The following is a 22,842-nucleotide window of genomic DNA, read 5'->3' on the forward strand; positions in this document are numbered from 1 at the left end:
GACATCACTAGACATGGTGTATCCTGCAAATATCAGGGCTCATGTCGGATAGGCGATGGTTCAATCGTGATCACTGCAGCTCAGATGCGGGCTGCAAGAGCCCTTCTTGGCATCGATCAGCGCCAGCTGGCCGAGCGGGCGGGAGTTTCGGTGCCGACAATCCAGCGCATGGAGGCAAGTGTCGACGTCGTTCGCGGCAACGTGGATTCGCTGATGCGGCTGCTGGCAGCTCTGGACAGCGCCGGCATCGAACTCATAAACGAGCGAGCCGTCAGCGAGGACGGCGGACGGGGGGTCCGGCTGAGGACGAAAGCCAAGCCACCCGAAGACGGATCAAGGACATCGTCTAAACCCGTGGGTCAGGCGAGGTCGCGTCAATGACATCCCTTTCCGTCATCCTGTCGTGCATCGCCGCGTTTCTGGTGACGGGAAGCATCGGAATCCTGATGAGCCGGTCCCATCTGGCGACCCCGACCGTTTACGGCCTCAATCTTCTCGTTTCGTTGGTTGTCTTCGTCGCCAGCCTGTCGCATCTCCCGGTGTCTTTCGCCGATGCGCCGACCCTCGTCCTTCCCATCGGCCTGCCGTGGCTCGGCGCTCATTTCCGGCTCGACGCGCTCTCGGCCTTCTTTCTCCTCGTGGTCAATCTCGGCACCATGCTCGCCAGTCTCTATGGCCTCGGCTACGGCCGACACGAACAGGCACCACACCGGGTGCTGCCGTTCTTCCCGGCCTTCATCGCCGGCATGAACCTGGTCCTGCTCGCCGATGATGCCTTCACCTTCCTGATCTCGTGGGAATTCATGTCGCTCGCCTCGTGGGCGCTGGTGATGTCGCATCACCGCGATGCCGACAATCGCAGGGCGGGCTATATCTATATCGTCATGGCGAGCTTCGGCACCCTGGCCTTGCTGCTCGCCTTCGGTCTTCTTGCCGGACCGGACGGGGCCTACGGCTTTGCGGCCATCCGTTCTGCCGAACATTCGCCGCTCACGGCAGGCCTCGTCCTGACCCTGCTGCTGCTCGGCGCCGGCTCCAAGGCGGGTCTCGTGCCACTGCATGTATGGCTGCCTCTGGCTCATCCCGCCGCGCCGACCCATGTCTCGGCGCTGATGAGCGGCGTCATGACCAAGATCGCGGTCTATGGCTTCATCCGCGTCACCTTCGATCTACTCGGCACGCCGATGTGGTGGTTCGGCCTCGTCGTTCTGTTGCTGGGTGGAGGCACGGCGGTGCTGGGCATCCTGCACGCGATGATGGAACGCGATCTCAAACGCCAGCTCGCCTACAGCACGATCGAGAATATCGGCGTCATCTTCGTCAGCCTCGGGCTGGCGCTGGCGTTCAAGGCAAACGGGATGGGCCTGGCCGCGGCGCTCGCCCTGACCGCAGCCCTGTTCCATGTGCTCAACCATTCGCTCTTCAAGAGCCTCCTGTTCTTCGGTGCCGGCGCGGTGCTGACGGCAACGGGCGAGCGGGACATGGAAAAGCTGGGCGGCCTCATCCATCGCATGCCCGTGACCAGTTTCACCTTCCTTGTCGGTTGCGTCGCGATTTCGGCCTTGCCGCCGCTCAATGGATTCGCTTCGGAATGGCTGGCCTTCCAGGCCATCCTACAGAGCCCCGATCTGCCGCAATGGGCATTGAAGATAGCGGTGCCGGCGGTCGGCGGCCTGCTTGCCCTGTCGGCCGCACTGGCCGCTGCCTGTTTCATCAAGGCTTTCGGCATTACGTTTCTCGGTCGTCCCCGGACCCCCGCAGCGAGTGGAGTCTCGGAAGTCGACCGTTTCTCGCTCTTTGCGATGGGCGTGCCTGCCGGCCTCTGCCTGCTGGCAGGCGTCCTGCCCGGGATCGTCATCGACGGCGCTGCGCCCGTGGTGCTTTCTCTCGTCGGCGACCGGATGCCGGTGCAGACGGATATCCCATGGCTGTCGATCGTGCCCGTCGCCGAAAGCCGCAGCTCCTATAACGGCCTGCTAGTCTTTGTGTTCATCGCTTTCTCGGCCTCGGCGACGACCTATATCGTCCATCGCTACGCGTCGCGGGCGCTTCGTCGTTCGCCTGCCTGGGATTGCGGCTTTCCGGAAAGCAGTCCCCTGACGCAATATACGGCGGGCAGTTTCGCCCAGCCCATCAGGCGCGTTTTCGGAACGCGCGCGATGCGCGTCCGCGAGCGGGTCGACATGCCCGCTCCCGGCGATCTCAGGCCAGCCACCTTCTCCGTCGAGCAACACGATCTCATATGGGAGGGGCTTTATGTGCCGATTGCGGGCGCGGTCGGGTTTGTTGCCGAAAAGCTCAATCACCTGCAGTTCCTTTCGATCCGGCGTTATCTGAGCCTGGTCTTCCTGGCGCTCGTTTCCCTGCTTCTGGTGCTGGCGCTATGGTCCTGATTTCCGCCCTTCTCGTGCAGGCTTTGCAGATGGCGCTGGTCGTGCTGCTCGCACCGCTGCTGACCGGGCTCGTCCGCAAGATCAAGGCAAGGCTGCTGCGCCGGCAGGGGCCTTCGGTGATCCAGCCCTATCGCGATCTCCTGCGGTTGCTCCGCAAGGAGGCGGTGGTGGCGGAAAATGCCTCCTGGCTGTTCAGGGCGGCACCCTACCTGATCTTCGCCTCGACCTGGGTGGCGGCCGCCGTCATCCCCACCTTCGCGACCGGCCTGATCTTCAGCTGGACCGCGGACTTGATCGCCATCATCGCCCTTCTGGGCAGCGCGCGGTTTTTCCTCGCGCTCGCCGGCATGGATGTCGGCACCAGCTTCGGGGGCATCGGTTCAAGCCGCGAGGCGATGATCGCGACGCTTGCCGAACCCTCGATGCTGCTCATCATCTTCACGCTGGCCCTGGTCGCCGGCTCGACGCAGCTTTCCACCATCGCCGCGTTCATGGGCTCTCCCGCTGTGGGTTTGCGGGTTTCACTCGCGATCGCGCTGATCGCTCTCATCATCGTGGCGGTCGCCGAGAACGCCCGCATCCCGGTCGACAATCCGGCGACCCATCTGGAGCTCACCATGGTGCACGAGGCCATGGTGCTCGAATATTCCGGCCGGCATCTCGCGATGATCGAACTGGCCGCCTCTCTCAAGCTGCTCCTCTACATTTCGCTGATCGCCTGCATATTCGTCCCGTGGAAGCTCGCTGCCCCGGAAGCCGGACCGGCCGCCTATCTGGCGGGGCTCTTCGCCTATCTTGCCAAGCTTGCGGTCGGCGGAGCGCTTCTTGCGCTGTTCGAAACCTCGGTTGCCAAGATGCGGGTTTTCCGTGTGCCGGAATTCCTGGGCGCAGCACTCATGCTTGCGCTGCTCGCCACTCTTCTGCGCTTCGTTTCGAGGAGCCTGTGATGAACGGTCCGGTTTTCGACATCGCCCATATGCTCGCCGGCGGATTGGTGCTGGTGAGCATGATGATGCTTTACCAGGATCGCCTCTATGCGCTGCTCAACGTGTTCGCGCTGCACTCCCTCGTGCTGACATTATCCGTCGCCTGGCAGGCCTTCGTGCAGGATGCGCCGCATCTTTACGTGACCGCGGCGATCGCTCTCGTGTTCAAGGCGATCATCATCCCGGTGGCGCTCCATCATATGATCCGCCAGCTCGGCATCCATCGCGAGATCGAGACCGTCGTCGGAATCGGCTCCACCATGCTGGCCGGCATCGGGCTGGTCGCGCTGGCGACCGTGGTGATGCTGCGCGTCACGCCGGAGGCCGATCCCCTGGCGCGCGAGGATCTCGCCTTCGCGCTCTCGGTTCTCCTGCTCGGACTCCTGATCATGGTCACGCGTCGCAATGCCGTCAGCCAGGTCGTCGGCTTCATGTCGCTGGAAAATGGGCTGGTGCTTGCCGCGACGGGCGCCAAGGGCATGCCGCTGGTCGTCGAGATCAGCGTCGCCTTCTCGATCCTGATCGCCTTCATCGTCATCGGCGTCTTCCTGTTCCGCATCCGCGAGCGGTTCGACACCGTCGATGTCCGGGCGCTCGATGACTTCAAGGGAAGGCGACGGAAGTGAACGCACTCGCCCCTCCGCTCGCCTTTGATGCGGTCGCCGCAGTTCTCCTGATCCCCGTGGTTGCGGCCGCCCTTCTGACGCTGCTGCCCGGCTACAGGATCACGTCGCGACTCAACGTGCTTGCAAGCCTTCTGACATTGCTTGCCGCTCTTTCCCTGTTCGTCACCGAGAGGCCCCAGCCGGGCCAATACCTGCTGGTCGACGATCTCAACATCGTCTTCATCGTCCTCAATGCCTTCGTCGGGTTCACCACCAGCATATTCAGCGCGAGCTATATTGCACACGAGCTCGAAACCGGTCGGCTGACGCCGGTGAACCTTCGTTTCTATCATGCCATGTACCAGATCATGATGTTCGGCATGAACCTCGCGTTCGTCTCGAACAATATCGGACTGATGTGGGTTGCGGTCGAGCTTGCGACGCTGACGACGGTGCTGATGGTCGGCATCTATCGCACACATGAGGCGCTTGAAGCCGCCTGGAAATATTTCATCCTCGGAAGCGTCGGCATCGCCTTTGCGCTCTTTGGCACCATTCTCGTCTATCTCGCCGCACAACCCGTCGTCGGCGAAGGTTATGACGCCATGGTCTGGACCATTCTGGTCGAGCATGTCGCGGCCTTCGACCCGGCGCTTCTGAACGTCGCCTTCGTCTTTCTCATTCTGGGTTACGGCACCAAGGTGGGTCTCGCACCGCTGCATGCCTGGCTGCCGGATGCGCATGCCGAGGGACCGACGCCGATTTCGGCCGTGCTCTCCGGCCTTCTGCTGAATGTCGCGCTCTATGCCGTCCTGCGCTTCAAGATCCTGCTCAGTGCAAGCCCCGAGGCGATCGCCGCCGGGCCGCTGATGATGACGATGGGGCTTACGTCATTGATCTTCGCGGCCTTCATGCTCTACCGCCGCCGCGACATCAAGCGCCTGTTTGCCTATTCCTCGATCGAGCACATGGGCATCATCGTCTTCGCTTTCGGTCTCGGCGGACCGCTCGCCAATTTCGCCGGGCTGTTGCACATGGTCATGCACTCGCTCACCAAATCGGCGATCTTCTTCGCCGTGGGTCACGTTGCCCAGATCAAGGGAACACAAAGGCTTTCCGCTATCCGAGGCCTTACCGAAACCCATCCGGCTCTGGGCTGGGGGCTGCTTGCAGGCGTCGTGGCCATCGCCGGCCTTCCACCGATGGGCATCTTCATGAGCGAATTCCTGATCGTCAGCTCGACCTTCGCCAGGCATCCGCGGCTCGCGATCCCGCTCGTTTTCGGGCTGCTGGTGGCGTTCGGCGCCCTGCTCCTGCGGCTGACAGGAGTGGCCTTCGGCCAGCCGCGCGGCAGCACCGCTCCCGGCAAGGCGTCTTATATTCCGATGTATGCTCATCTGGCGCTGGTCCTCGGTGCCGGCATCTATCTGCCGCCACCGCTGGTTGCCTGGTTTCAGCATGTCGCCAACCTTCTTCGATGACGGGAGAGACCGGGATGTCGATGCTGACCAATTTCATGAAGGCGGGCCATTCCGTTCAGGCGCACCGGCCGTGGCCGCGCACCATTCTCGACGTGCCGGCCTGGATTTCGATCGCCGAGGCCCTGAGGGATGGACACCTGACCCTGCTAGGTCTCTGGGGCGAGCGGAATTCGGTCCACATGGCGCTGCTGGATGAAGCCGATGGCACGGTCGGCGTCGTGAGCCTGGAAGAGCTGAAAGGCGTCTATCCCTCCATTGCGGCGTATCACCCCCCTGCGCTCCGGCCGGAAAGGACGATCCGCGATCTGGTCGGACTCGAACCGGAGGGCCTGCCGGACACCCGGCCCTGGCTCGACCACGGGCGCTGGGATATCCGTTTTCCGCTGGGGCAGGCGATGTCTCGAACGCCGGAGGCCACTCCATACGGATTTCTGCCGGCAAAGGGAGAGAGCCTGCACCAGATTCCGGTCGGCCCCGTTCACGCCGGCATCATCGAGCCGGGACATTTCAGGTTCACGGCCAATGGTGAGACGGTCGTCCGCCTCGAAGAACGCCTGGGCTACGTGCACAAGGGGATTGAGGCACTGATGGCAGGCGCCGATCTCAGCAAGGCGGCGCGGCTCGCCGGCCGGACATCGGGTGACAGCACGGTTGCCTATGCCTGTGCGTTTTCGCAGGCCGTGGAAGCGGCCCTCGGCCTTGAAATTCCTTCCCGCGCGGTATGGCTACGGGCGCTGATGGCCGAACTCGAACGGCTCGCCAACCATCTCGGCGATATCGGCGCCATCTGCAACGATGCCGCCTTTTCCCTGATGCTTGCCCATTGCGGCGTGTTGCGCGAGCGCGTGCTTCGGGCTGCGGACGTCGCTTTCGGCCATCGTCTGATGCGTGATCGCATCATCCCCGGCGGTGTTGCCGTCGATCTCGAAGACAACGGCATTGCCGCCCTGCGGGGCCTGATCGCGGAAATCCGCCGCAGGTTTCCCGCCTTGGTGGAACTCTACGACAATACGACGTCGCTGCAGGACCGAACGGTCGGGACAGGTCGTGTCCTCCCGGAACTCGCCCGCCAATATGGCGCAGGCGGCTATGTCGGGCGCGCATCCGGTCGCGGTTTCGACGCGCGGCACAGCCTGCGCTATCCGCCCTATGACGAACTTGCCTTCGACGTCCCGGCACTCAGCGAGGGAGACGTGAATGCCCGCGTCTGGACCCGCATCCGGGAGGTGGAGAACAGCCTGTCGCTGGTCGATCAGATATTGGACCGGCTTCCGGCGGGACCGGTGCGGACCGAGCTTCCCGGGAACGTCGAGACACGGGAAGGCATGGCTGTCGTCGAAGGTTTTCGAGGCGACGTGCTGGTCTGGCTCCGGCTTTCCGGAAACAGCATAGAGCGCTGCCATCTGCGCGATCCGTCCTGGTTCCAGTGGCCGCTGCTGGAGGCCGCCATCGAGGGAAATATCGTCGCCGACTTTCCCCTCTGCAACAAGTCGTTCAACTGCTCCTATTCCGGCCATGATCTCTGAAGGCAGGCCAACATGCGCAAGCTCCTTTTTGGAAGTCTGATCCGACCGCCCCTGACCGAACCGCCTCCGCACGTTTCCGATGCGGCGATGGAGGAACTCGCCGCCGCCATCGACAAGGCCGCCCGCGGGCGGCTCGGCCACAGCCTGTCGATCCGCGCCGTCGACGCCGGCTCCTGCAACGGCTGCGAGCTGGAGATGCATGCGCTGAGCAATGCTTTCTACGATATCGAGCGTTTCGGCATTCGGTTCGTCGCTTCCCCCCGGCATGCCGACGTCCTGATGGTGACCGGCCCCTTGACGCGGAATATGGGCGAAGCCTTGCGGCGAACCTATGACGCCACGCCCGGCCCGAAATGGGTGGTCGCGCTCGGCGACTGCGCCCGCGACGGCGGTTGCTTTGCCGGCAGCTATGCCGTCCTCGGCGGGGTTTCAAAAGCTGTGCCGGTGGATCTTCATATTCCGGGATGTCCGCCTTCTCCGGCGGACATCCTCAAAGGTCTGCTCGCGCTGCTTGAACAGGTGAACAAGGGAAGCCGCGTTTCGTGACGGCGATCCACAATGCCTTTCAGGGCAGGACTGACCGCCCGGCCCGTGGCGTTCAATGGGCCTCCGCGCGGCCGACGCGGAGGCTCGAAGGCGTCTGGCCGAAGGCCTGTTTGAACGCCTTCGTAAAATGCGAGGCGCTCACATAGCCGACATCGAACGCAACATCGACCACTTCACGCTTGGTATTCTGTAGCAACTCCCTGGCACGTTCGAGCCGTATCTGCCGATAGGCGGCGGCGGGCGACAGACCCGTCTTCTCCTCGAACAAACGCTCAAGCTGCCTTCGTGACAGACCCACCGATTTGGCAAGTCCTTCAATGGAGAGGTCTCCTTCGAGATGCTGTTCCATGGTGATCAGCACGGACGTGATCCGGGGATCGTCGACATCCAGCACGAAGGGCCGGCGAGCCTGGCAATCGGTGGAAGTACGAGCGCGGTCGATCTGAAGGACCTCGAGAGCGTTCCTCGCAGCGTCCCGGCCGATATGTCGCTGTACGAGAAGATTGGCGAGGTCGGCCGCGCTGCTTCCGCCAGCACACGATCCCCGGCGGCCGTCGAGATGGAAGAGCCTGTCCGATCTTACCTGCAGGTCCGGATATCTTTCGCGGAAAGCCTGGAAATGAAGCCAGCTCACGCAGGTCTCATGCCCCTTCATGAGACCTGCCTCGGCGAGAATGAAAGACCCGGTGCAGAGCCCGATCAGTTTCACACGCTGTGAAGAGGCACGTTTGAGGAACGAAATGGTTTCATGATCGACAGGATTGGAGGCCGACAGCAACCCGCCGACGACCACGATATAGTCGAACAGCGCGGGGTCCACGAAATCGGAGGTCGGCGCTACCTGGACACCGCAGCTCGACGTCACGAGGTGGCGGGTGCTGCCCAGAACCTGCCAGTCGGCAAGCACCCTGCCCGACCGATCCTTCTGGTCACTGGCGAGCCGGAGCGTATCGACGAACATCGCGAACGCGGAAAGCGTAAAAGACTTCGCCAGGACGAAGCCCACCTTGAGACGCCGGCCCGAATCCTTCTGTTCACCCTGCTTGTGCTGCACCGAAAGCATTGCCTTGCCCTCCTCGCCGATCCGACATGGAACCGAGAGACCTTAGATGATCTGAAATCCGTGCGCGAGCGGATCGCCGTCCTCGACGAAGATCATGCTGTGGCCGACCAGCCGCAAGGATGGACGTCGACACGGCAGAGGGTTCCCATCTCATCTTTCCGGTCATCTCGTTGCCCGCAGGGCACTGCGGTCAAGCACGCCACGGGAAAGCCGGTCCATCAAAAGGGCGACGGCCACAATGGAGAGGCCAGCCCTGAGGCCTAGGCCCATTTCCATGCGGGTCAGTCCGCGGGTCACCTCCGCGCCCAGCCCACCGGCCCCGACGAGACCGGCCAGGACGACCATGGCCAGCGAGAGCAGGATGCACTGGTTCAACCCGACAAGAAGCGTCTGCTTGGCAAGCGGAAACTCGATCTTCCAGAGCACCGAGCGCGGGTGGGCTCCGATGGCGCTTCCCAATTCGAGAAACTCACGCGGCACCTGGTTGAAGGCCAGCGTCGTCAGCCGGAGCATCGGCGGGATGCCATAAACGATGGTCGCAATGATCGCCGGCACCCGTCCCAGGCTGAAGATCATCACCGCCGGAATAAGGTAGACCCATGGCGGAACTGTCTGCATCACGTCGAGTATCGGACGGATCACCGCTTCCAGTGTCTTGTGGCGCGCGCAAAGCACGCCCAGCGGAAACGCGACAACCACGGAGATCGTAACGGCCACCGTGACGAGAGCGACGGTCTGCATGGAAGCCGTCCACAGGCCGGCGATCAGGCTGAAGCCCAGGCACAGCCCGGACAGGATCGCCACCCGCACACCGACCGCGAAGAATGCCGCGACGACGACCATGCCGATGATGCCGACGGGAGGTATGGAGAGCAGCGCCGCTTCGATCGCCGAAAGGACTACTTCGACGGTGTAGCTGATCGCCGCAAACAGCGGATGGAGATTCCTGTTGAGCCAGTCGACAACAGGCGCGAGATAGGCGCCGGGCGAGAATTGAAGCATTGCGGAATTCATGATGTCCTCCCGGTTCCGAGACGAGCTGCGCTCTGGGTCATCCGATCGAGCACCATGGTCAGGACCACGATGGCGATGGCTCCGTCGATCGAACTTGCAATGTCCAGCGTCCGGATCGAGCCGTAGATCGTCTCACCCAGCCCGCCGGAACCCACGATCCCTGCGATGACGACCATTCCGAAGGCCATCATCAGGCTCTGGTTGATACCGGCCATGATGCTCGGAACCGCAAACGGAAGACGGATCTTGAAGAACATCTTTGCAGGCGTGCTCCCGGTCGCCTCGCCAAGCTCGATGAATTCCCTCGGCGTCATCCGGATACCAAGCGAGGTCAGCCGGATGACGGGAGGCATGGCGACCACCACCGTGGCGACAAGCGCTGTCGCCGGACCATAGCCGAGCAACGCGATGGCCGGCAGGAGGTAGATGTACGGCGGCAATGTCTGGATGAGATCCAGTCCAGGCTCCATGAACCGGTCCAGGACCGTAAAGAACCCTGCCGCGATGCCGATGGGTATGCCAAACGCCAGCACGAAGGCGGTCGCGGTCATGACCAAGGCAAGCGTGCTCATCGTCTGGGGCCACAACCCCATCGAGAAACAAAGCGCCAGGGCAACGGCGCTCAGCACGGCGAACCAGACGTTGACCAGTCGCCAGCCGGCCAGCGCCACGGCGAGGGCAACGACGTAGAAAGGCGGATACTGGACCACCCAGAGAATGCCGTCGTACAGTCCCTCAAGCAACCATCGAATGTACTCGAAAATGAAACCGCCGTTGTCGCTCAACCGGCTCAGTGCGGCGTCCGTCCATTCGTCGAAAGCGTCCGTGAAGTCTGAAGTGTCCATGTCGTCCAGCTCCGGTTCGCAATCAGGCCGCAGCAAGATCGCTTGCGGCGGTTCCCTTGACGCCCATCAGGAGACTGAGCGGAGTGACCACGCCGACAACCTGATCGTTGTCGACGACGGCGATCGCATCGTGCTTCGACTGCATCGTCAGGGTGATCAGCTCGTCTATGTCGGCGTCCGGGGTCGTGCGGATCAGCGACGAGATGTCGGAGCCTGGCTTGCTGCTCTGAAACTCGGCGACGCTGCGCATGACGGAGTGCGCCTTGATAAGATGCAGCCTCGATATCCCGGCGACGAATTCGGCGACATAGGCATCCGCCGGATTGAGGATGATCTGTTCGGCGGTGCCGGTCTGTATGATCGCGCCGTCCTTCATGATCGCGATACGGTCACCGATGCGGATCGCCTCGTCGAGGTCGTGGGTGATGAACACGGCCGACTTGCCGAGTTCCTTGGTGAGCTGCCGGAACTCGTCCTGAAGCTGACGGCGAATAAGCGGATCGAGCGCGCTGAACGGCTCGTCCATGAGGATGATCTCGGGGTCCGAGGCCAGGGCGCGCGCAAGACCGACACGCTGCTGCATGCCTCCGGAAAGCTCCTTGGGATAGCGGTCCACCCAGTCGGCCAGGCCGACCTTTTCGAGAGCCTGCCTCGCGGTCTCGTTCCGCTGGATCTTAGGGATGCCCTGCACTTCAAGACCGAAGGCGGCGTTTTCGATGACGGTCCGATGTGGGAGCAGAGCGACGTTCTGGAACACCATGCCGATATTCCTGGCGCGCATCTGCCGGAGTTCCGGCTGCGACAGCGCGGCGATATCCCGCCCCTTGACGATGACCTTGCCGGAACTCGGCGCAATCAGCTTGTTGAGCAGGCGTATCAGCGTCGATTTCCCGCTTCCGGAAAGCCCCATGATACAGAAGATCTCGCCCCGGCTGACCTGCAGGCTGGCATTGCTCACGCCGACGACGCAATTGAACTCCTGAAGAACCTCCCTCTTGCCAAGGCCGCGCGCGGAAATGGCGTTCATCGCTGCGCCCGACCTGTCTCCGAAAACCTTCCAGAGGGACTGGCAGTCGATCAGGACTTCACCGGCGTTGGCAGCTTCTGTTTTCATGGCGATCCCCTGTGAGCCAATTGCGCTGGCTTCTCTCGTTGGACGGTGGAACGGTCGCCCGGCATCGTCGGGCGACCGGCGGACGATCAGTCCTTCTTGATATTTTCCCAGCGCTTGACCAGGTCGGCATGGCCGGCGATCCAGGACTGGACCGCCTGATCCATCGTCTTGCCGTCGTTGACGGAGCCATTTATGGCCGTGATGTCGGCGAGCGGAATATAGACGCTGGCCATGACTTCACGGGCGTGCGGATTCTTTTCGGAGAAGCCCTTCTGGCCGATCCAGTAATAGCTCTGCGGCGGCGGGAAGATGCCCTTCGGGTCCTTGAGGTACTTCACCTCATATTTCTGGACCATCCATGATGGCTCCCAGATGGTGACCGCGATCCACTCCTTGCGATCGTAGGCGGACTTGAGCGCCGCCGTCATCGCCGCGCTGCTGCCCTCGACGAGCTGCAGCTTGATGCCGTAGTCCTTGACCGCCTTGGAGGCGTCCTTCATCAGGCCGGACCCGGGTTCGATGCCGATGATCTTGCCGCCGAACTTGTCGCTGTTTTCGTTGAGCTGCTCCAGGGTGTCGATCGGCACGTATTTCGGAACCGCGATCGCCTGATAGAGGCCGTGCGAAACGGGAGAAATCTTTTCGAGACGGTTCTTGTTCTTGTTCCAGTAGTCCTGGGCAACATAGTCCGTCTGGGAAGCGAGAACCTGGATGTCACCCTTCGTGAGAGCGGCGTAAGCGATCCCCCATTCGGAGAATTCCGTCACCTTGACGGTATAACCCGCATCCTCGAGGACCTTCCTGGTGATGCCGGTAATGGGCGTGAGGTCCTCCCAGGAGAGGGTGCCCATGTTGATGGTCTTGTCTTCCGCGCGCGCGGGAAGCATGCTCATTCCGATCATCGCAGCGGCGCAAAGCGCCTTCCACAAAGCCTTCATCTCTTTTGCTCCTAGTTTTTCGTTCCCATTCTCATCGAAGTCCCGCGCAAGACGCAGTCCTCGTATTGCGCGGCGTGGGGATCATCCCTCACGGCCGGCGCGCAATTCCTGAAACCGGATGACGGAGTTGACGCCGAGCCATGCGATCGGCTCCGGCGGCAGCCTGCTCGGCTCCGGCTGATTTCTGTATTGGTCGAGTTCAGAACCGCCGGAACCGGCAGCCAGATCGGCGGCCATCATGCCCGCCAGTGTGCTCTTCACTGTCCCGAGGCCGTTCTCGCAACATGCGGAATACAGCCCCTCCTCCACTTCGCCGAAGGCCGGAACATGGTTCCTGCTGAGGCAGAGCCTGCCTGCCCAGCTATATTCCATCGGCAGGCTGCCAAGCCCGGGGAAGCGGGCTTCGAATGACCGCCTCTGCTCGGCGGCGATCCCTGCCACGCGTCTCTCCGAAACCTGAAGACCGGGGTCATAGGTGAAGCGCGTGCGGACCACGATCCTCGACATGCCGCTGACGGTTATCTTTCGGATGGTGGCGCCCATCGGATCGGCCGGCAGCAGCGCCCATCGATCAACCCCCGTGACATCGTCGCCGTATTCGTTCTGGGAAAACGCCGCGGTCATGGACGCATAGGTGAAGATATGCATCAGCCGGCCTTTGAAGTGACCGAAGCTCTCGATGTGCCCGTTCACACCGAGAATGACTTTCGGGGCGCAGACGGAGCCGCGACTGGACCTCGCCTTCCAGCTTCTCCCCTCCTTCGACAATTCGAGAACCGGAGAGTGTTCGTATATCGAAACATTCCGGCTAAGCCCGCCGGCCAGCTCGCGGATATAATCCGCCGGCTGGATCATGACGGCGCCAGGAGTGTAAAGACCGCCATAATAATACCGGGACCCGGTCATCTCCCGCATCTGTCCGGCGTCGAGGAGGACATGCGCCTCCCCGATGCGCTGCAAGGACTTCCGATAATTGTCGTTCAGGGTAAGGCCACGCTCGGTCGCCGCGGCGTTAACCTTGCCCGACTGGTCGAACGTGGCTTTCGACATGCCGTACTCGGAAGCGATTTCCGCCGCGAACGCGATTGCGAGGCGGTTCTGCCGGATTTCCGTCCTGGTCGCCTCCTCGTTGGCGAGCGAATATTCGCCTGACGACAGATTGTGGGGAACGTCGATCATAAAGCCGGAATTCCGTCCGGCAGGCCCCTTGGCGATTTCGCGGGCGTCCAGGACGACAATCTTGTCCCGGGGACGAAGCTGGGCCAGACGCCGGGCCGCCGACAACCCGGCGAACCCCGCTCCGATGATCAGCCAGTCCGCGGTGACATCCTGATCAAGCGCCGTCGCGGGAAAGGTGCGCCGGCTGATCGCCTCCCATCCGGAGACGCCGGTATCGACTGGCAGGCGCTTGATCACATGGCGCGTCATCTGATCGTCTCGTCGACCGAGCGATCCGATATGTCGATCCAGATCGTCTTGAGTTCACAATAATTGTCATGGGCGAAGACGGATTTGTCGCGTCCGCCGAAGCCGGATTCCCCGTAGCCGCCGAACGGCGTGGTGGCGTCACCTTCCCCGAAGCAGTTCACCGTGACGACGCCCGCCCGAATCTCGCGCGACAGCCTGATCGCGTTTCGCAGGCTGCCCGTGTAGACCGAGGCCGTCAGACCATAGTTCGTGTCATTGGCGAGAGCGACCGCTTCCGCCAAGGTGCTGAAGGTCGTGACCGAAAGGATCGGCCCGAATATCTCTTCCTGGAAAAGCCGGCTGGACGGCGTCACGCCCTCCACGACGGTCGGCTCGATGAAGACGCCGTCCCGCGTCCCTCCACCATGAGCGACGTTCAGTTTTTCCTTCTTCGCCTCTTCGAGGAAGGAGTTGACCTTGTCGAAGTGGGACTTGCTTACCAGTGCGCCGACGCGATTTTCCGGATCGAGCGGATCACCCGTCTTCCATTCGCGCATGTAGGCGCCGATCCGCTTGAGCAGTTCGTCCTTCACCTTTGCATGGACGATGAGGCGTGACGTGGCCGAGCAGTTTTCCCCCATATTCCAGAAGGCGCCGTTCACCACCTGCTCGGCGGCGAGATCAAGGTCTTCGGCATCGTCGAGAACCACGGCCGGATTCTTCCCGCCGCATTCGAGCACGATCTTCTTGAGGTTGGAGTCCGCAGCATAACGCAGGAAGCGGCGTCCCGTCGGGGTCGAACCGGTGAAGGCGACCATATCGACGTCCATATGCATGCCGATCGGCTCGCCCACCTCCTTGCCGCCGCCGGTGACGACGTTGAAGACGCCAGCCGGGACGCCTGCCTCATGGGCAAGTTCCGCAACACGCAAGGCTGTGAGCGTCGTCTCCTGGGCGGGTTTCACGATGACCGAGCAGCCGGATGCAAGCGCCGGACCGATCTTCCATGCGAGCATTAGAAGCGGGAAGTTCCAGGGCAGCACGCAGCCGACCACGCCGATGGGTTCGCGAACAACCATGGCAAGTGCGTTCGCGCCGACCGGGGCAGTGTTGTCGTAGAGCTTGTCGATCAGTTCGGCGTGCCAGCGGATCGTATGAATCGTGTCCGGAACATCGACCGTCTGGCATTCGCGGACCGGCTTGCCGCTGTCGAGGCTTTCCATGACGGTGAGCTCATGCCGGTTCCGTTCCAGCAGCCTGGCAAGCCTGAGAAGAACTTCCTTGCGTTCGCCCGGAGAGCGAAGCCGCCAGCGGCCGTCGTCGAACGCTTCCCTCGCCTTCCCGACTGCGAAGTCGACGTCGGTCCCGTCGCAGTCCGCGATTTCCGCCAGAACCTCGCCCGTGGCGGGGTTGGTGGAGGTATAGGTCTTTCCGGAGCTGGCCGGACGGAACGCGCCGTCGATGAATGCGTTGGCCGGAAGTTGAAGGCCGGCAGCGATCGCCCTGTACTCGGCAGCGGTCAATGGTTCATGCATGGTTCGCTCCCGATACGATCTGGCCGACCGTGCGCTTCAACGTGGCGACGATGGTCCGCAGGTTTTGTTTTTCCTCGGAGTTGAGAGGGCGCAGCGGCGCGCGGACCGAGCCGGTTTCGAGGCCGACGATCTCGCATCCATGCTTGATCGACTGGACGAACTTGCCGCATTCGAGGAAGTCCATCAGCGGCAGCATCGCCGTCATGATGGCACGCCCCTTGTCGAAATTCTTCTCGATGACGCAGGCTTCGTAGAGTGCGACATGCTCGCGCGGCAGGAAATTCGAGCCGGCGCAAACCCAGCTTCTCGCCCCCCATGCGAAGAATTCGAGAGCCTGGTCGTCCCATCCGCAAGAAAGTGCAATGTGCGGAAATTTACGCGCCAGAAGATGGAGGTTGCCCACCTCCCCGGAGCTCTCCTTGATGGCGACGACATTCCTGGACTTGCCGACGCGCGAGAAATATTCCTCGCCCATCTTCATGCCCATGCGGGCCGGGTAGTTGTAGAGCATGATCGGAAGATTGGCCGCCCGGTCGACCGTCAGCGCGTGAACGGCATTCTCGCGCTCGGTAGGCAGCGCATAGGGAGGTGTCGACACCAGGATCGCGTCCGCGCCGATCTCCCTGGCGGCCCTGGCGTATTCGACACTGTCCTCGGTCCTCGTCGCCCCGGTCCCGATGATCAACGGCAACCGGGCGCCGATAACCTCCTTCGCATAGGCCGCAAGATCATGACGCTCCTGGCTGGTCTGGGCGTAATACTCTCCGGTCGATCCGCCGACAACGATGCCATGGACGCCAGCCTCGATGAGGGATTCGAGGACCGCGGCGAACGCATTCCGGTCTATCTTCCCGTCTCGATCCAGCGGCGTCACGGCAGGCGTATAGATTCCCTCGAACTTCACGACGATTTCTCCAGAGACGGGGTGGCGGGAGCGCCGAGCTGGGCGTCGGATTTCATTCCCTGTGGCGCGATGAACATTTCCATGTTCTCCCGGGATAGCTCCCAGTGCTCGAAGACCAGATCGACCACGGCATCCTCGTCATGGGCGCCAAGCGCTTCTATGAAGCCGTCGTGATGCTCAACGGCCAGATCGAGCCGCCGCCGCATGTCGTCGTTCCTCGGGCGGAAGAAGGTGTGCCCGATGCGGGCGTGGTCGATGAGCAGCCGGCCAAGACTCGGCTGGAGATAGACGTTGGCGGACATTTCGCCGAAAATCTCATGGAACCGGTTGTTCTCAAGGACCATCGCCAGCGCGTCCATCTCCTGGCTGGCCCTGCGGAATCGCTCCTGCGTCGCCTTGAGATCCGCGAATTGAACAGGCTTGTAATTCTGCACTGCCAAGCGACCGACCGCCGCATAGACCATCGGTGCAACAAGAAAGAAGTTCCGCAGCGTCGCGTGGTTCATTGGAATGACGCGCGCACCCCGGTTCTCGCGGATATCCAGATATCCCTCGCCCGCGAGGCGGCGGAAAATATCCCGGACCGGCGTCCGGGAGAGGCCGTAGCGCTCGCTGAGGCTCGCTTCGTCAAGGTCTGCGTCGGGGTCGAGCTCCATCGTCAGGATCTTGCGCTTCAGATCCTCATAGAGGCTGCCCTTAACGGTCTTCGCCATGGCGTAGCTCCAAGCATTTCGGTTGGGAACGACCGAAACATCGCACGTCAGCGGCAACGAGTCAATCAATTGTGTACTTCGAGTACACAATTGATGTTTCTAGAAAGTACAAACGAGCCAAAGGTCGGAACCGTCGATGTCGGCGGCGTCGTGGAGGTCCTGGGGGATGGCCTTCAGGCCGGCCGCGAACAGCACCATGGCGAAGCCGAGGTGCTGCCAGATTCCGATGACCGCAAGCACGGGAAGGACGGCGTTCTCGTCGCGCGGCCAGTTGGCGGCCGACAGCCGCCGCATTCTCAGCGGCAGGCCCATGTTGGCGGCGCCCGTCATGTGCGGATAGAGCGCATAGGAGTGGAACACCATCGCCACGTCGCGCCGCTTCGGCCTCACGCCGCCCACCGGATAACCTTCCGCATCTTTTGAACACGTCGGATGTTGATCGCGGGAGTGCGGAAGAGGTCGAAAAGATCAACGGTGGCGCAAGAACGCCACCGTGAACCTCCATGGGGCCAAAACAAGCATGAATGCCCTCGGCTCCCAACGCCGGTCGTTCAACGTCAGGTTCGGCCTTCTGGAAAAATACCCACTACCTTGGTCGGATTTTCCCCCTGCATCGGCCCAATATACTGTTCGAGTTGATCCCTGAATGTCTCTGCCCGGATGCGATCGCGCAAGAATTCGCGGAAGTGAACGGGATAGGTCTTGTAGGCGAAGATGGGTTCCATGCCCTCCGGTGGCGGCATATCTTCCCGCACCGACCAGGAGCGTCTGGTGCCCTGGTTTTCCTCGGACAGCAGCCAGGACATATAGAGCTTCGCGGCCGCAGGGTGCCTGGCTCGCCTGAAAATCGCGCCGGGATGCGCCCAAGAGAGGAACGCTCCCGTTTTCGGAAGAAGGAACTGCGTCGGCCCCTTCGGATTGGCAACGATCGGCCCAGACGTGGTAAAGGACACAGCCGCCTCGCCATTTTCGACACGCTTGCGGGTAATGCCCGAACCACGGTTCCAGAGCACGTCCTGTTTCACCAGCTTTTCGATATAATCCCAGCCGTGCCCGGCGACGATGCGCTCGAACTGATAAAGGATGGAATCGTCGTCCTGCGGATAGGTCAGCGCAATTTGTCCTTTGAATTTCGGATCGAGGAAGTCGAGTGCGTCGTAGGGCGCCTCGCTCTCCGTTATCTTGGACTTGTTGATAAGGCTGCTGAAAGCGTAGATTGCGACGCTGGTGATCATGCCGTCGGGGTCCTTGAAATCAGGATAGACGGCGTCCCAGCCGAGGGGCTTATAGGCCAGAAGTTCGCCATTGGCCTTCCAGCGATCATAATACTGCCAGGCCAGCATATGCACGACATCGCATTGCAGAGTGTCGAGATCAAGCTGGTTGTCGATCCGGACACCCTGGTATTTGCTGCGGTCGATCAGAATGCGGGCGGTCATGCCCGGAAAGCGTTTTGCAAACGCCTGTTCCATCCCGGCTGCACCGTTGGGTATGTCGCCACCGCCATACACGACGAGTTTGCCGCCTTCCGCAAGAGCAGCTTGGTGTAATTCGTCCAGCGATCGGTTTTCCATCTCCAAGGCGGGAGCAGACCCTGCAACTTTACCAGATGCCGCGGCAGATGCAGTCGAAGCCAGAACGGGCGCAAGAGCGACAAGCTTTGCCATCGTGCGGCGAGTGAACATTCGGGTGTCTCCTCTTGTTTTATCTGAAGGTTCGCCACGGCTATCACGGTCAATTTATTCGAAAAAGTCAGGAAAACTTCGTTGTTGACGTTCGAATACCTTGATATTGTTTGCGTATGGAAGTTCCGGCAACCACCCATCTCATTGACTTTCTTGCAGTTATCGATCATCGGGGGCTTTCTGCGGGTGCCCGGGCACTGGGACGGGCCCAGGCCGCTGTTTCCTATTCGATACAGTCACTTGAGCGTGAGTTGGGGGTCACCTTGTTCGATCGGACAGCAAGGCCGCTTTCTCCGACGGAGGATGGACTGGCTCTTGCCGCCGCGGCGCGCGACGTCGTCCAAGACATTGCCCGGCTCCAGGCCAAAGCCGCCAATCTGCGTGGCGGCATAGAAAGCCAGGTGAGCCTGATCGTCGATACGTTGATGCCGATGGCGCCTCTCATCCCCGCGGTGGCGGCCTTCGGCCAACAATTCCCGGCGGTCGATCTCGAGGTCGTCATCGATGCCATGACCTCACCGCTGGTCGCGGTTCTGAACGGCACTTGCGCCTTGGGAATCGCAGGCCCGATGGCGCTCAGGGTGCCCGAGATAACAGCCGTACCTTTGATTGAGATAAGGCGAGTTGCCGTTGCCGCCCTATCGCATCCGCTGGCGGAAGCAAGCACGCCGATCTGTTTCGAAACCGCGCGGCGCCACAGACAGATCATTATGCTCGATCGCGACCGGACGAGCTCGAGCCGCGCTTCCAACGCCGTCTCGGATCAGTCCTGGCGGACCAGCGACATTGGCGCCAAGCGAGAAATGCTGCTCGCCGGGCTTGGCTGGGGAAACATGCCGCTGCATGTCATCGAGGACGATCTGATCTCAGGACGGTTGAAGCAGCTTCCGCTTGCAACGGACTTGGCGGCACTCTGGTCGGCCGCCATGCCACTTTATCTCATTCGCTCAAATCGGCATGCCACCGGGATCGCGGCCGATTGGTTATTCCAGCGTGCGACCGATTTTGTCTCCCGCTCATAGTCACCGATAATTTCAAGCCACCATCGGCCAAAGACGATGATCCGGGGCCATTTGCTTTTGCGGGCGAGCCGGCAGACGTTTTGCTCCCTACCAATAGCGTCACTTCGACATAGCGCACCCTCAACGAAAACCCTTTCCCGCAACACGGTATCTTGCAATGGATACCAAATTGGTTTTAGATAGCAGGTACCGGTTGGCGCTCGTTGTTTTGGGAACGCGGCGCCGCCTGTCGTGACGGTCGATCGCGGAATATGGAGGAGAGCGACCGGCATTGTCTCAACTAGACTTTAGTTAGGGAGGACACCCGTGAAATTCGAAATCAATCGCAGAACATTGCTCGCCGGCGCGGCAGCTTCGTTTGCAATGCCGTCTATCCTTCGAGCTGCTGAATGGCCCGAGCGCGCGGTGACGCTCGCGCATGGTTTCGGGCCTGGCGGCAACAGCGATGGTATCGCGCGCGTCGCAGCGGAAGGCCTGACAGCCGAACTCAAGCAAAGCTTTGTCGTCGATCCGCGGCCTGGCGCAGGCGGAACGACGGCTTCCGATCAGATCGCCCGTGCGACGCCCGACGGCTACAACCTGATCATGTTCACCGGAGCCCATGCCGTTGCCGCGGCGATTTATGCCAAGCTGCCCTACAATACCGTCGACGACTTTACCTTCGTCAGCCTGATCGCAGGTGGCACCCCCTTCACCATTGCCACCTATCCCGACCATCCGGTCAACAATCCAAGGGATCTGATCGAGCAAGCGAAGAAGGCAAGCCGTCCTTTCACATATGCTTCTTCCGGTATCGGCACGACATTGCATCTGGCAATGGAACTTCTCGCTTCACAGGCGGGTATCAAGCTTCAGCATGTCCCCTACAAGCAGAATTCGCAGTCCATGGTCGACCTTCTGTCCAAGCGACTCGATTTCGTCATCAATGGTCCCGCTTCCGTCTTCCCGCAAATCCAGTCCAAGGAAATCAAGGCGATCGCGGTGACGAGCCCCAAGCGCTATGCCGACCTTCCGGACGTTCCCGCCATCGCCGAGGTTTTGCCGGGATACGACGTCACGTCCTACTACGGCGTCGCCGGACCGAAGGGGCTTCCGGCAAACATCGTCAGCAAAATACAGGGCGTCATGACCGACATCGTGAAGCAGGATACGAGCATCTCCCGCATCAAGGGCCTCGGTTCGACGGCGATGGCCTCGACGTCCCAGGCGTTCCACGACCTCGTGAAGGCGGACGTCGACAAATGGACCAAGGTCGTCAAGGACGCCAACATCGAACGCATCTGATGCGCCTGCCACCTCCGCCTGGGGATCGTCCCGCCGCCACGGAGGTGGCTCCACGCCCGTGAAGAGATGGAATAGTTTATGGAAAGCACCTCCAAGGCCTGGCCTGTTTACAGCGACCAAAGATCGGCAAAAGGCCTCCATTTCCCCCGCATGACGACGGCGGAGGCTTTGGCAAGAAGCCTGATCCGATACGGGATCGATACAATCTATGCGCTGCCTGGTCTTCAGAGCGATCCTTTGTTCGACGCCTTTTACAGGGAATCCGCGTCGCTTCGCGTCATCCATCCGAGGCATGAACAGACTGCCGCCTATATGGCGCTTGGTGCGGCACTCGCCACAGGCAAGCCGCAGGTCTGTTCCGTCGTGCCAGGTCCGGGTTTTCTGAATGCGTCGGCCGCCCTGTTGACGGCGTTCAGCATGAATGCACCCGTGATCGCCATTGTCGGCCAAATTCCGCAGTCAGACATTGATCGCGGCTACGGGCATTTGCATGAATTGCATGACCAGCTCGGGATAGCGGACCATTTCAGCAAGTTCACGATGCGGGTCACGCATCCGCAACAGGCGCCCTCGGCGATTGCAGAAGCTGTCGCCAAGGCGACGTCCGGCCGGCAGGGACCGGTCGTATTGGAATGCTCCATGGATGTCCTGGCGCAGACAGCGCCCGTCGACCTTGACGTGCCTGGCTATCCGCTTGTCTCATATCCCATCGATCGCGACGCCGTGAACAGGGCCGCAGCGCTGCTGGCGACCGCAAGACGCCCGTTGATCATCGTCGGCGGCGGAGCACAGGATGCCGGCCCCCAGATCGCAGCCCTTGCCGAGTTGATCGAGGCGCCGGTCGCAGGATATCGCCGCGGCACCGGTGTCATTCCGTCGGATCATCGGCTTTCGGTCCGGTTGCCGGTTTCGCACCGGCTTTGGGCCGAGGCTGACGTGGTGATCGGCATAGGCACGCGGCTTCATATGCAACAGTCGATGTGGGGAGTATCGGATGACCTGAAGGTCATTCGCATCGACATCGACCCATCAGAACCGAACCGGTTCCGCAAGGCAGACATAGCTTTGGTGGGCGACGCAGCGCTTCATGCATCGGCACTGGTCGAGCAACTTTCGGCACTTGCCGTCACGCCATCCTCCCGGGCTGCCGAGCTGGCCGCGCACAATGCGTGGCTGGCCGGCAAGCTCGACGAGCTTCAGCCTCAGGTCGGTTTTCTCAAGGCCATTCGCGCGGCATTGCCCGCTGATGGAATCTTCGTCGACGAGGTGACGCAAGTCGGCTTCGTCAGCCGTCTCGCTTTTCCCGTGAACGGTCCACGAACCTTCCTGTCCCCCGGCTATCAGGACAATCTCGGCTGGGGTGTGGGAACGGCGCTCGGCGTCAAGGCGGCGCTGCGCGACCGCGCTGTAGTCTCTATCGCCGGCGACGGAGGTTTTCTCTACCAGGTCAGCGAACTGGCGACGGCCGTGAAGCATGATCTTCCGGTCGTCTTCGTGGTGTTCGACAACAGGATGTTCGGAAACGTCAAACGCATCCAGCAGGAGCGCTACGGCAACCGCGTTATCGCCGCAGATCTCCAAAGCCCCGATTTCGTGCAGCTCGCAGAAGCTTTTGGCGTGCTTGGCCTTCGTGCCGAAAACCCGGATGCGCTCGAGCAGGCGGTGCGCTCCGGGTTCGAAAGTGGTCGCCCGACCCTCGTCCATGTGCCATGCGGGACGATGCCGAGCCCGTGGCCACTCATCCTCATGCCCAAGGTCCGCGGCTGAACGCGAGGAGATGA

At 61.7% G+C, this 22,842-nt stretch carries 20 protein-coding genes and 1 pseudogene; 10 read left to right on the plus strand and 11 right to left on the minus strand.

Annotated elements, in window-relative coordinates:
- Positions 1-66 precede the first annotated feature (66 nt).
- Genes ACFFP0_RS01255 through ACFFP0_RS01285 form a run of 7 tightly spaced genes read left to right on the plus strand, consistent with a single transcriptional unit; the run spans position 67 to position 7,537 of the window.
- Positions 67-381, plus strand: coding sequence for a helix-turn-helix domain-containing protein (locus tag ACFFP0_RS01255; protein ID WP_377254911.1), 315 nt, complete (start codon positions 67-69; stop codon positions 379-381).
- Positions 378-2,393, plus strand: a complete 2,016-nt coding sequence (gene hyfB, locus ACFFP0_RS01260; protein WP_377254914.1) for a hydrogenase 4 subunit B — start codon at positions 378-380, stop codon at positions 2,391-2,393. The genes ACFFP0_RS01255 and hyfB overlap by 4 nt, the downstream gene beginning before the upstream one ends.
- Positions 2,384-3,340: a respiratory chain complex I subunit 1 family protein gene (locus ACFFP0_RS01265; RefSeq protein ID WP_377254917.1), complete on the plus strand. Its 957-nt coding sequence runs from the start codon at positions 2,384-2,386 to the stop codon at positions 3,338-3,340. The genes hyfB and ACFFP0_RS01265 overlap by 10 nt, the downstream gene beginning before the upstream one ends.
- Positions 3,340-4,005 carry a hydrogenase-4 component E gene (locus ACFFP0_RS01270; protein ID WP_377254920.1) on the plus strand — a complete coding sequence of 222 codons (666 nt, stop codon included), beginning with the start codon at positions 3,340-3,342 and terminating at the stop codon, positions 4,003-4,005. Before ACFFP0_RS01265 ends, ACFFP0_RS01270 begins: the two co-directional genes overlap by 1 nt.
- Positions 4,002-5,465 carry a hydrogenase 4 subunit F gene (locus ACFFP0_RS01275; RefSeq protein WP_377254923.1) on the plus strand — a complete coding sequence of 488 codons (1,464 nt, stop codon included), beginning with the start codon at positions 4,002-4,004 and terminating at the stop codon, positions 5,463-5,465. The genes ACFFP0_RS01270 and ACFFP0_RS01275 overlap by 4 nt, the downstream gene beginning before the upstream one ends.
- Positions 5,466-5,479: 14 nt before the next feature.
- A complete protein-coding gene (locus ACFFP0_RS01280) occupies positions 5,480-6,991 on the plus strand; it encodes a hydrogenase large subunit (protein ID WP_377254926.1) in 1,512 nt (503 codons plus the stop codon).
- 12 nt (positions 6,992-7,003) lie between these two features.
- Positions 7,004-7,537 (plus strand): NADH-quinone oxidoreductase subunit B family protein, encoded by a 534-nt coding sequence (locus ACFFP0_RS01285; RefSeq protein ID WP_377254929.1) that lies wholly within the window; start codon positions 7,004-7,006, stop codon positions 7,535-7,537.
- A 52-nt stretch (positions 7,538-7,589) separates the two neighbouring features.
- Here the strand turns inward: ACFFP0_RS01285 and ACFFP0_RS01290 are convergent, their stop codons facing one another.
- The 11 genes and pseudogenes from ACFFP0_RS01290 to ACFFP0_RS01340 all read right to left on the minus strand — a co-directional run bounded on the left by ACFFP0_RS01290 (position 7,590) and on the right by ACFFP0_RS01340 (position 18,755).
- Positions 7,590-8,600, minus strand: coding sequence for a GlxA family transcriptional regulator (locus tag ACFFP0_RS01290; protein WP_377254932.1), 1,011 nt, complete (start codon positions 8,598-8,600; stop codon positions 7,590-7,592).
- Positions 8,601-8,762: 162 nt separating this feature from the next.
- A complete protein-coding gene (locus ACFFP0_RS01295) occupies positions 8,763-9,614 on the minus strand; it encodes an ABC transporter permease (protein ID WP_377254935.1) in 852 nt (283 codons plus the stop codon).
- Positions 9,611-10,459 carry an ABC transporter permease gene (locus ACFFP0_RS01300; RefSeq protein ID WP_377254938.1) on the minus strand — a complete coding sequence of 283 codons (849 nt, stop codon included), beginning with the start codon at positions 10,457-10,459 and terminating at the stop codon, positions 9,611-9,613. The genes ACFFP0_RS01295 and ACFFP0_RS01300 overlap by 4 nt, the downstream gene beginning before the upstream one ends.
- Before the next feature lie 22 nt (positions 10,460-10,481).
- Positions 10,482-11,573 carry a quaternary amine ABC transporter ATP-binding protein gene (locus tag ACFFP0_RS01305; RefSeq protein WP_377254941.1) on the minus strand — a complete coding sequence of 364 codons (1,092 nt, stop codon included), beginning with the start codon at positions 11,571-11,573 and terminating at the stop codon, positions 10,482-10,484.
- Between the two features lie 86 nt (positions 11,574-11,659).
- On the minus strand, positions 11,660-12,511 hold the full coding sequence (locus tag ACFFP0_RS01310) for a glycine betaine ABC transporter substrate-binding protein (protein WP_377254944.1): 852 nt from the start codon (positions 12,509-12,511) through the stop codon (positions 11,660-11,662).
- Positions 12,512-12,592: 81 nt separating this feature from the next.
- Positions 12,593-13,939: an NAD(P)/FAD-dependent oxidoreductase gene (locus tag ACFFP0_RS01315; RefSeq protein ID WP_377254947.1), complete on the minus strand. Its 1,347-nt coding sequence runs from the start codon at positions 13,937-13,939 to the stop codon at positions 12,593-12,595.
- Positions 13,936-15,453: an aldehyde dehydrogenase gene (locus ACFFP0_RS01320; protein WP_377254950.1), complete on the minus strand. Its 1,518-nt coding sequence runs from the start codon at positions 15,451-15,453 to the stop codon at positions 13,936-13,938. Before ACFFP0_RS01320 ends, ACFFP0_RS01315 begins: the two co-directional genes overlap by 4 nt.
- Positions 15,446-16,357: a dihydrodipicolinate synthase family protein gene (locus ACFFP0_RS01325; RefSeq protein ID WP_377254952.1), complete on the minus strand. Its 912-nt coding sequence runs from the start codon at positions 16,355-16,357 to the stop codon at positions 15,446-15,448. The genes ACFFP0_RS01320 and ACFFP0_RS01325 overlap by 8 nt, the downstream gene beginning before the upstream one ends.
- Positions 16,354-17,070 (minus strand): GntR family transcriptional regulator, encoded by a 717-nt coding sequence (locus ACFFP0_RS01330; protein WP_377254955.1) that lies wholly within the window; start codon positions 17,068-17,070, stop codon positions 16,354-16,356. Before ACFFP0_RS01330 ends, ACFFP0_RS01325 begins: the two co-directional genes overlap by 4 nt.
- A gap of 276 nt (positions 17,071-17,346) precedes the next feature.
- A pseudogene (locus ACFFP0_RS01335) lies at positions 17,347-17,469 on the minus strand (glycerol-3-phosphate ABC transporter ATP-binding protein); the annotation flags it as partial.
- A gap of 158 nt (positions 17,470-17,627) precedes the next feature.
- Positions 17,628-18,755, minus strand: a complete 1,128-nt coding sequence (locus ACFFP0_RS01340) for an ABC transporter substrate-binding protein (RefSeq protein WP_377254958.1) — start codon at positions 18,753-18,755, stop codon at positions 17,628-17,630.
- A gap of 116 nt (positions 18,756-18,871) precedes the next feature.
- Between ACFFP0_RS01340 and ACFFP0_RS01345 the strand changes: the two genes are divergently transcribed.
- From ACFFP0_RS01345 to ACFFP0_RS01355, 3 genes are all read left to right on the plus strand, one after another.
- Positions 18,872-19,777 carry a LysR family transcriptional regulator gene (locus tag ACFFP0_RS01345; protein WP_377254960.1) on the plus strand — a complete coding sequence of 302 codons (906 nt, stop codon included), beginning with the start codon at positions 18,872-18,874 and terminating at the stop codon, positions 19,775-19,777.
- 306 nt (positions 19,778-20,083) lie between these two features.
- Positions 20,084-21,061, plus strand: coding sequence for a Bug family tripartite tricarboxylate transporter substrate binding protein (locus ACFFP0_RS01350; RefSeq protein WP_377254963.1), 978 nt, complete (start codon positions 20,084-20,086; stop codon positions 21,059-21,061).
- Between the two features lie 78 nt (positions 21,062-21,139).
- Complete coding sequence (locus ACFFP0_RS01355) at positions 21,140-22,828, plus strand: thiamine pyrophosphate-dependent enzyme (protein WP_377254966.1); 1,689 nt, start codon at positions 21,140-21,142, stop codon at positions 22,826-22,828.
- The last annotated feature ends 14 nt before the right edge of the window (positions 22,829-22,842 follow it).

The sequence above is a fragment of the Neorhizobium puerariae genome (assembly GCF_042429745.1).
GTDB classification, from domain to species: domain Bacteria; phylum Pseudomonadota; class Alphaproteobacteria; order Rhizobiales; family Rhizobiaceae; genus Neorhizobium; species Neorhizobium puerariae.

Excerpts from the sequence above, each read along its gene's own strand:
- ACFFP0_RS01310 (WP_377254944.1), bottom strand. The coding sequence starts at position 12,511 with ATGAAGGCTTTGTGGAAGGCGCTTTGCGCCGCTGCGATGATCGGAATG.
- ACFFP0_RS01330 (WP_377254955.1), bottom strand. The coding sequence starts at position 17,070 with ATGGCGAAGACCGTTAAGGGCAGCCTCTATGAGGATCTGAAGCGCAAG.
- ACFFP0_RS01265 (WP_377254917.1), top strand. The coding sequence starts at position 2,384 with ATGGTCCTGATTTCCGCCCTTCTCGTGCAGGCTTTGCAGATGGCGCTG.
- ACFFP0_RS01280 (WP_377254926.1), top strand. The coding sequence starts at position 5,480 with ATGTCGATGCTGACCAATTTCATGAAGGCGGGCCATTCCGTTCAGGCG.
- ACFFP0_RS01285 (WP_377254929.1), top strand. The coding sequence starts at position 7,004 with ATGCGCAAGCTCCTTTTTGGAAGTCTGATCCGACCGCCCCTGACCGAA.
- ACFFP0_RS01340 (WP_377254958.1), bottom strand. The coding sequence starts at position 18,755 with ATGTTCACTCGCCGCACGATGGCAAAGCTTGTCGCTCTTGCGCCCGTT.
- ACFFP0_RS01300 (WP_377254938.1), bottom strand. The coding sequence starts at position 10,459 with ATGGACACTTCAGACTTCACGGACGCTTTCGACGAATGGACGGACGCC.
- ACFFP0_RS01345 (WP_377254960.1), top strand. The coding sequence starts at position 18,872 with ATGGAAGTTCCGGCAACCACCCATCTCATTGACTTTCTTGCAGTTATC.
- ACFFP0_RS01305 (WP_377254941.1), bottom strand. The coding sequence starts at position 11,573 with ATGAAAACAGAAGCTGCCAACGCCGGTGAAGTCCTGATCGACTGCCAG.
- ACFFP0_RS01355 (WP_377254966.1), top strand. The coding sequence starts at position 21,140 with ATGGAAAGCACCTCCAAGGCCTGGCCTGTTTACAGCGACCAAAGATCG.
- ACFFP0_RS01290 (WP_377254932.1), bottom strand. The coding sequence starts at position 8,600 with ATGCTTTCGGTGCAGCACAAGCAGGGTGAACAGAAGGATTCGGGCCGG.
- ACFFP0_RS01270 (WP_377254920.1), top strand. The coding sequence starts at position 3,340 with ATGAACGGTCCGGTTTTCGACATCGCCCATATGCTCGCCGGCGGATTG.
- ACFFP0_RS01295 (WP_377254935.1), bottom strand. The coding sequence starts at position 9,614 with ATGAATTCCGCAATGCTTCAATTCTCGCCCGGCGCCTATCTCGCGCCT.
- hyfB (WP_377254914.1), top strand. The coding sequence starts at position 378 with ATGACATCCCTTTCCGTCATCCTGTCGTGCATCGCCGCGTTTCTGGTG.
- ACFFP0_RS01320 (WP_377254950.1), bottom strand. The coding sequence starts at position 15,453 with ATGCATGAACCATTGACCGCTGCCGAGTACAGGGCGATCGCTGCCGGC.
- ACFFP0_RS01315 (WP_377254947.1), bottom strand. The coding sequence starts at position 13,939 with ATGACGCGCCATGTGATCAAGCGCCTGCCAGTCGATACCGGCGTCTCC.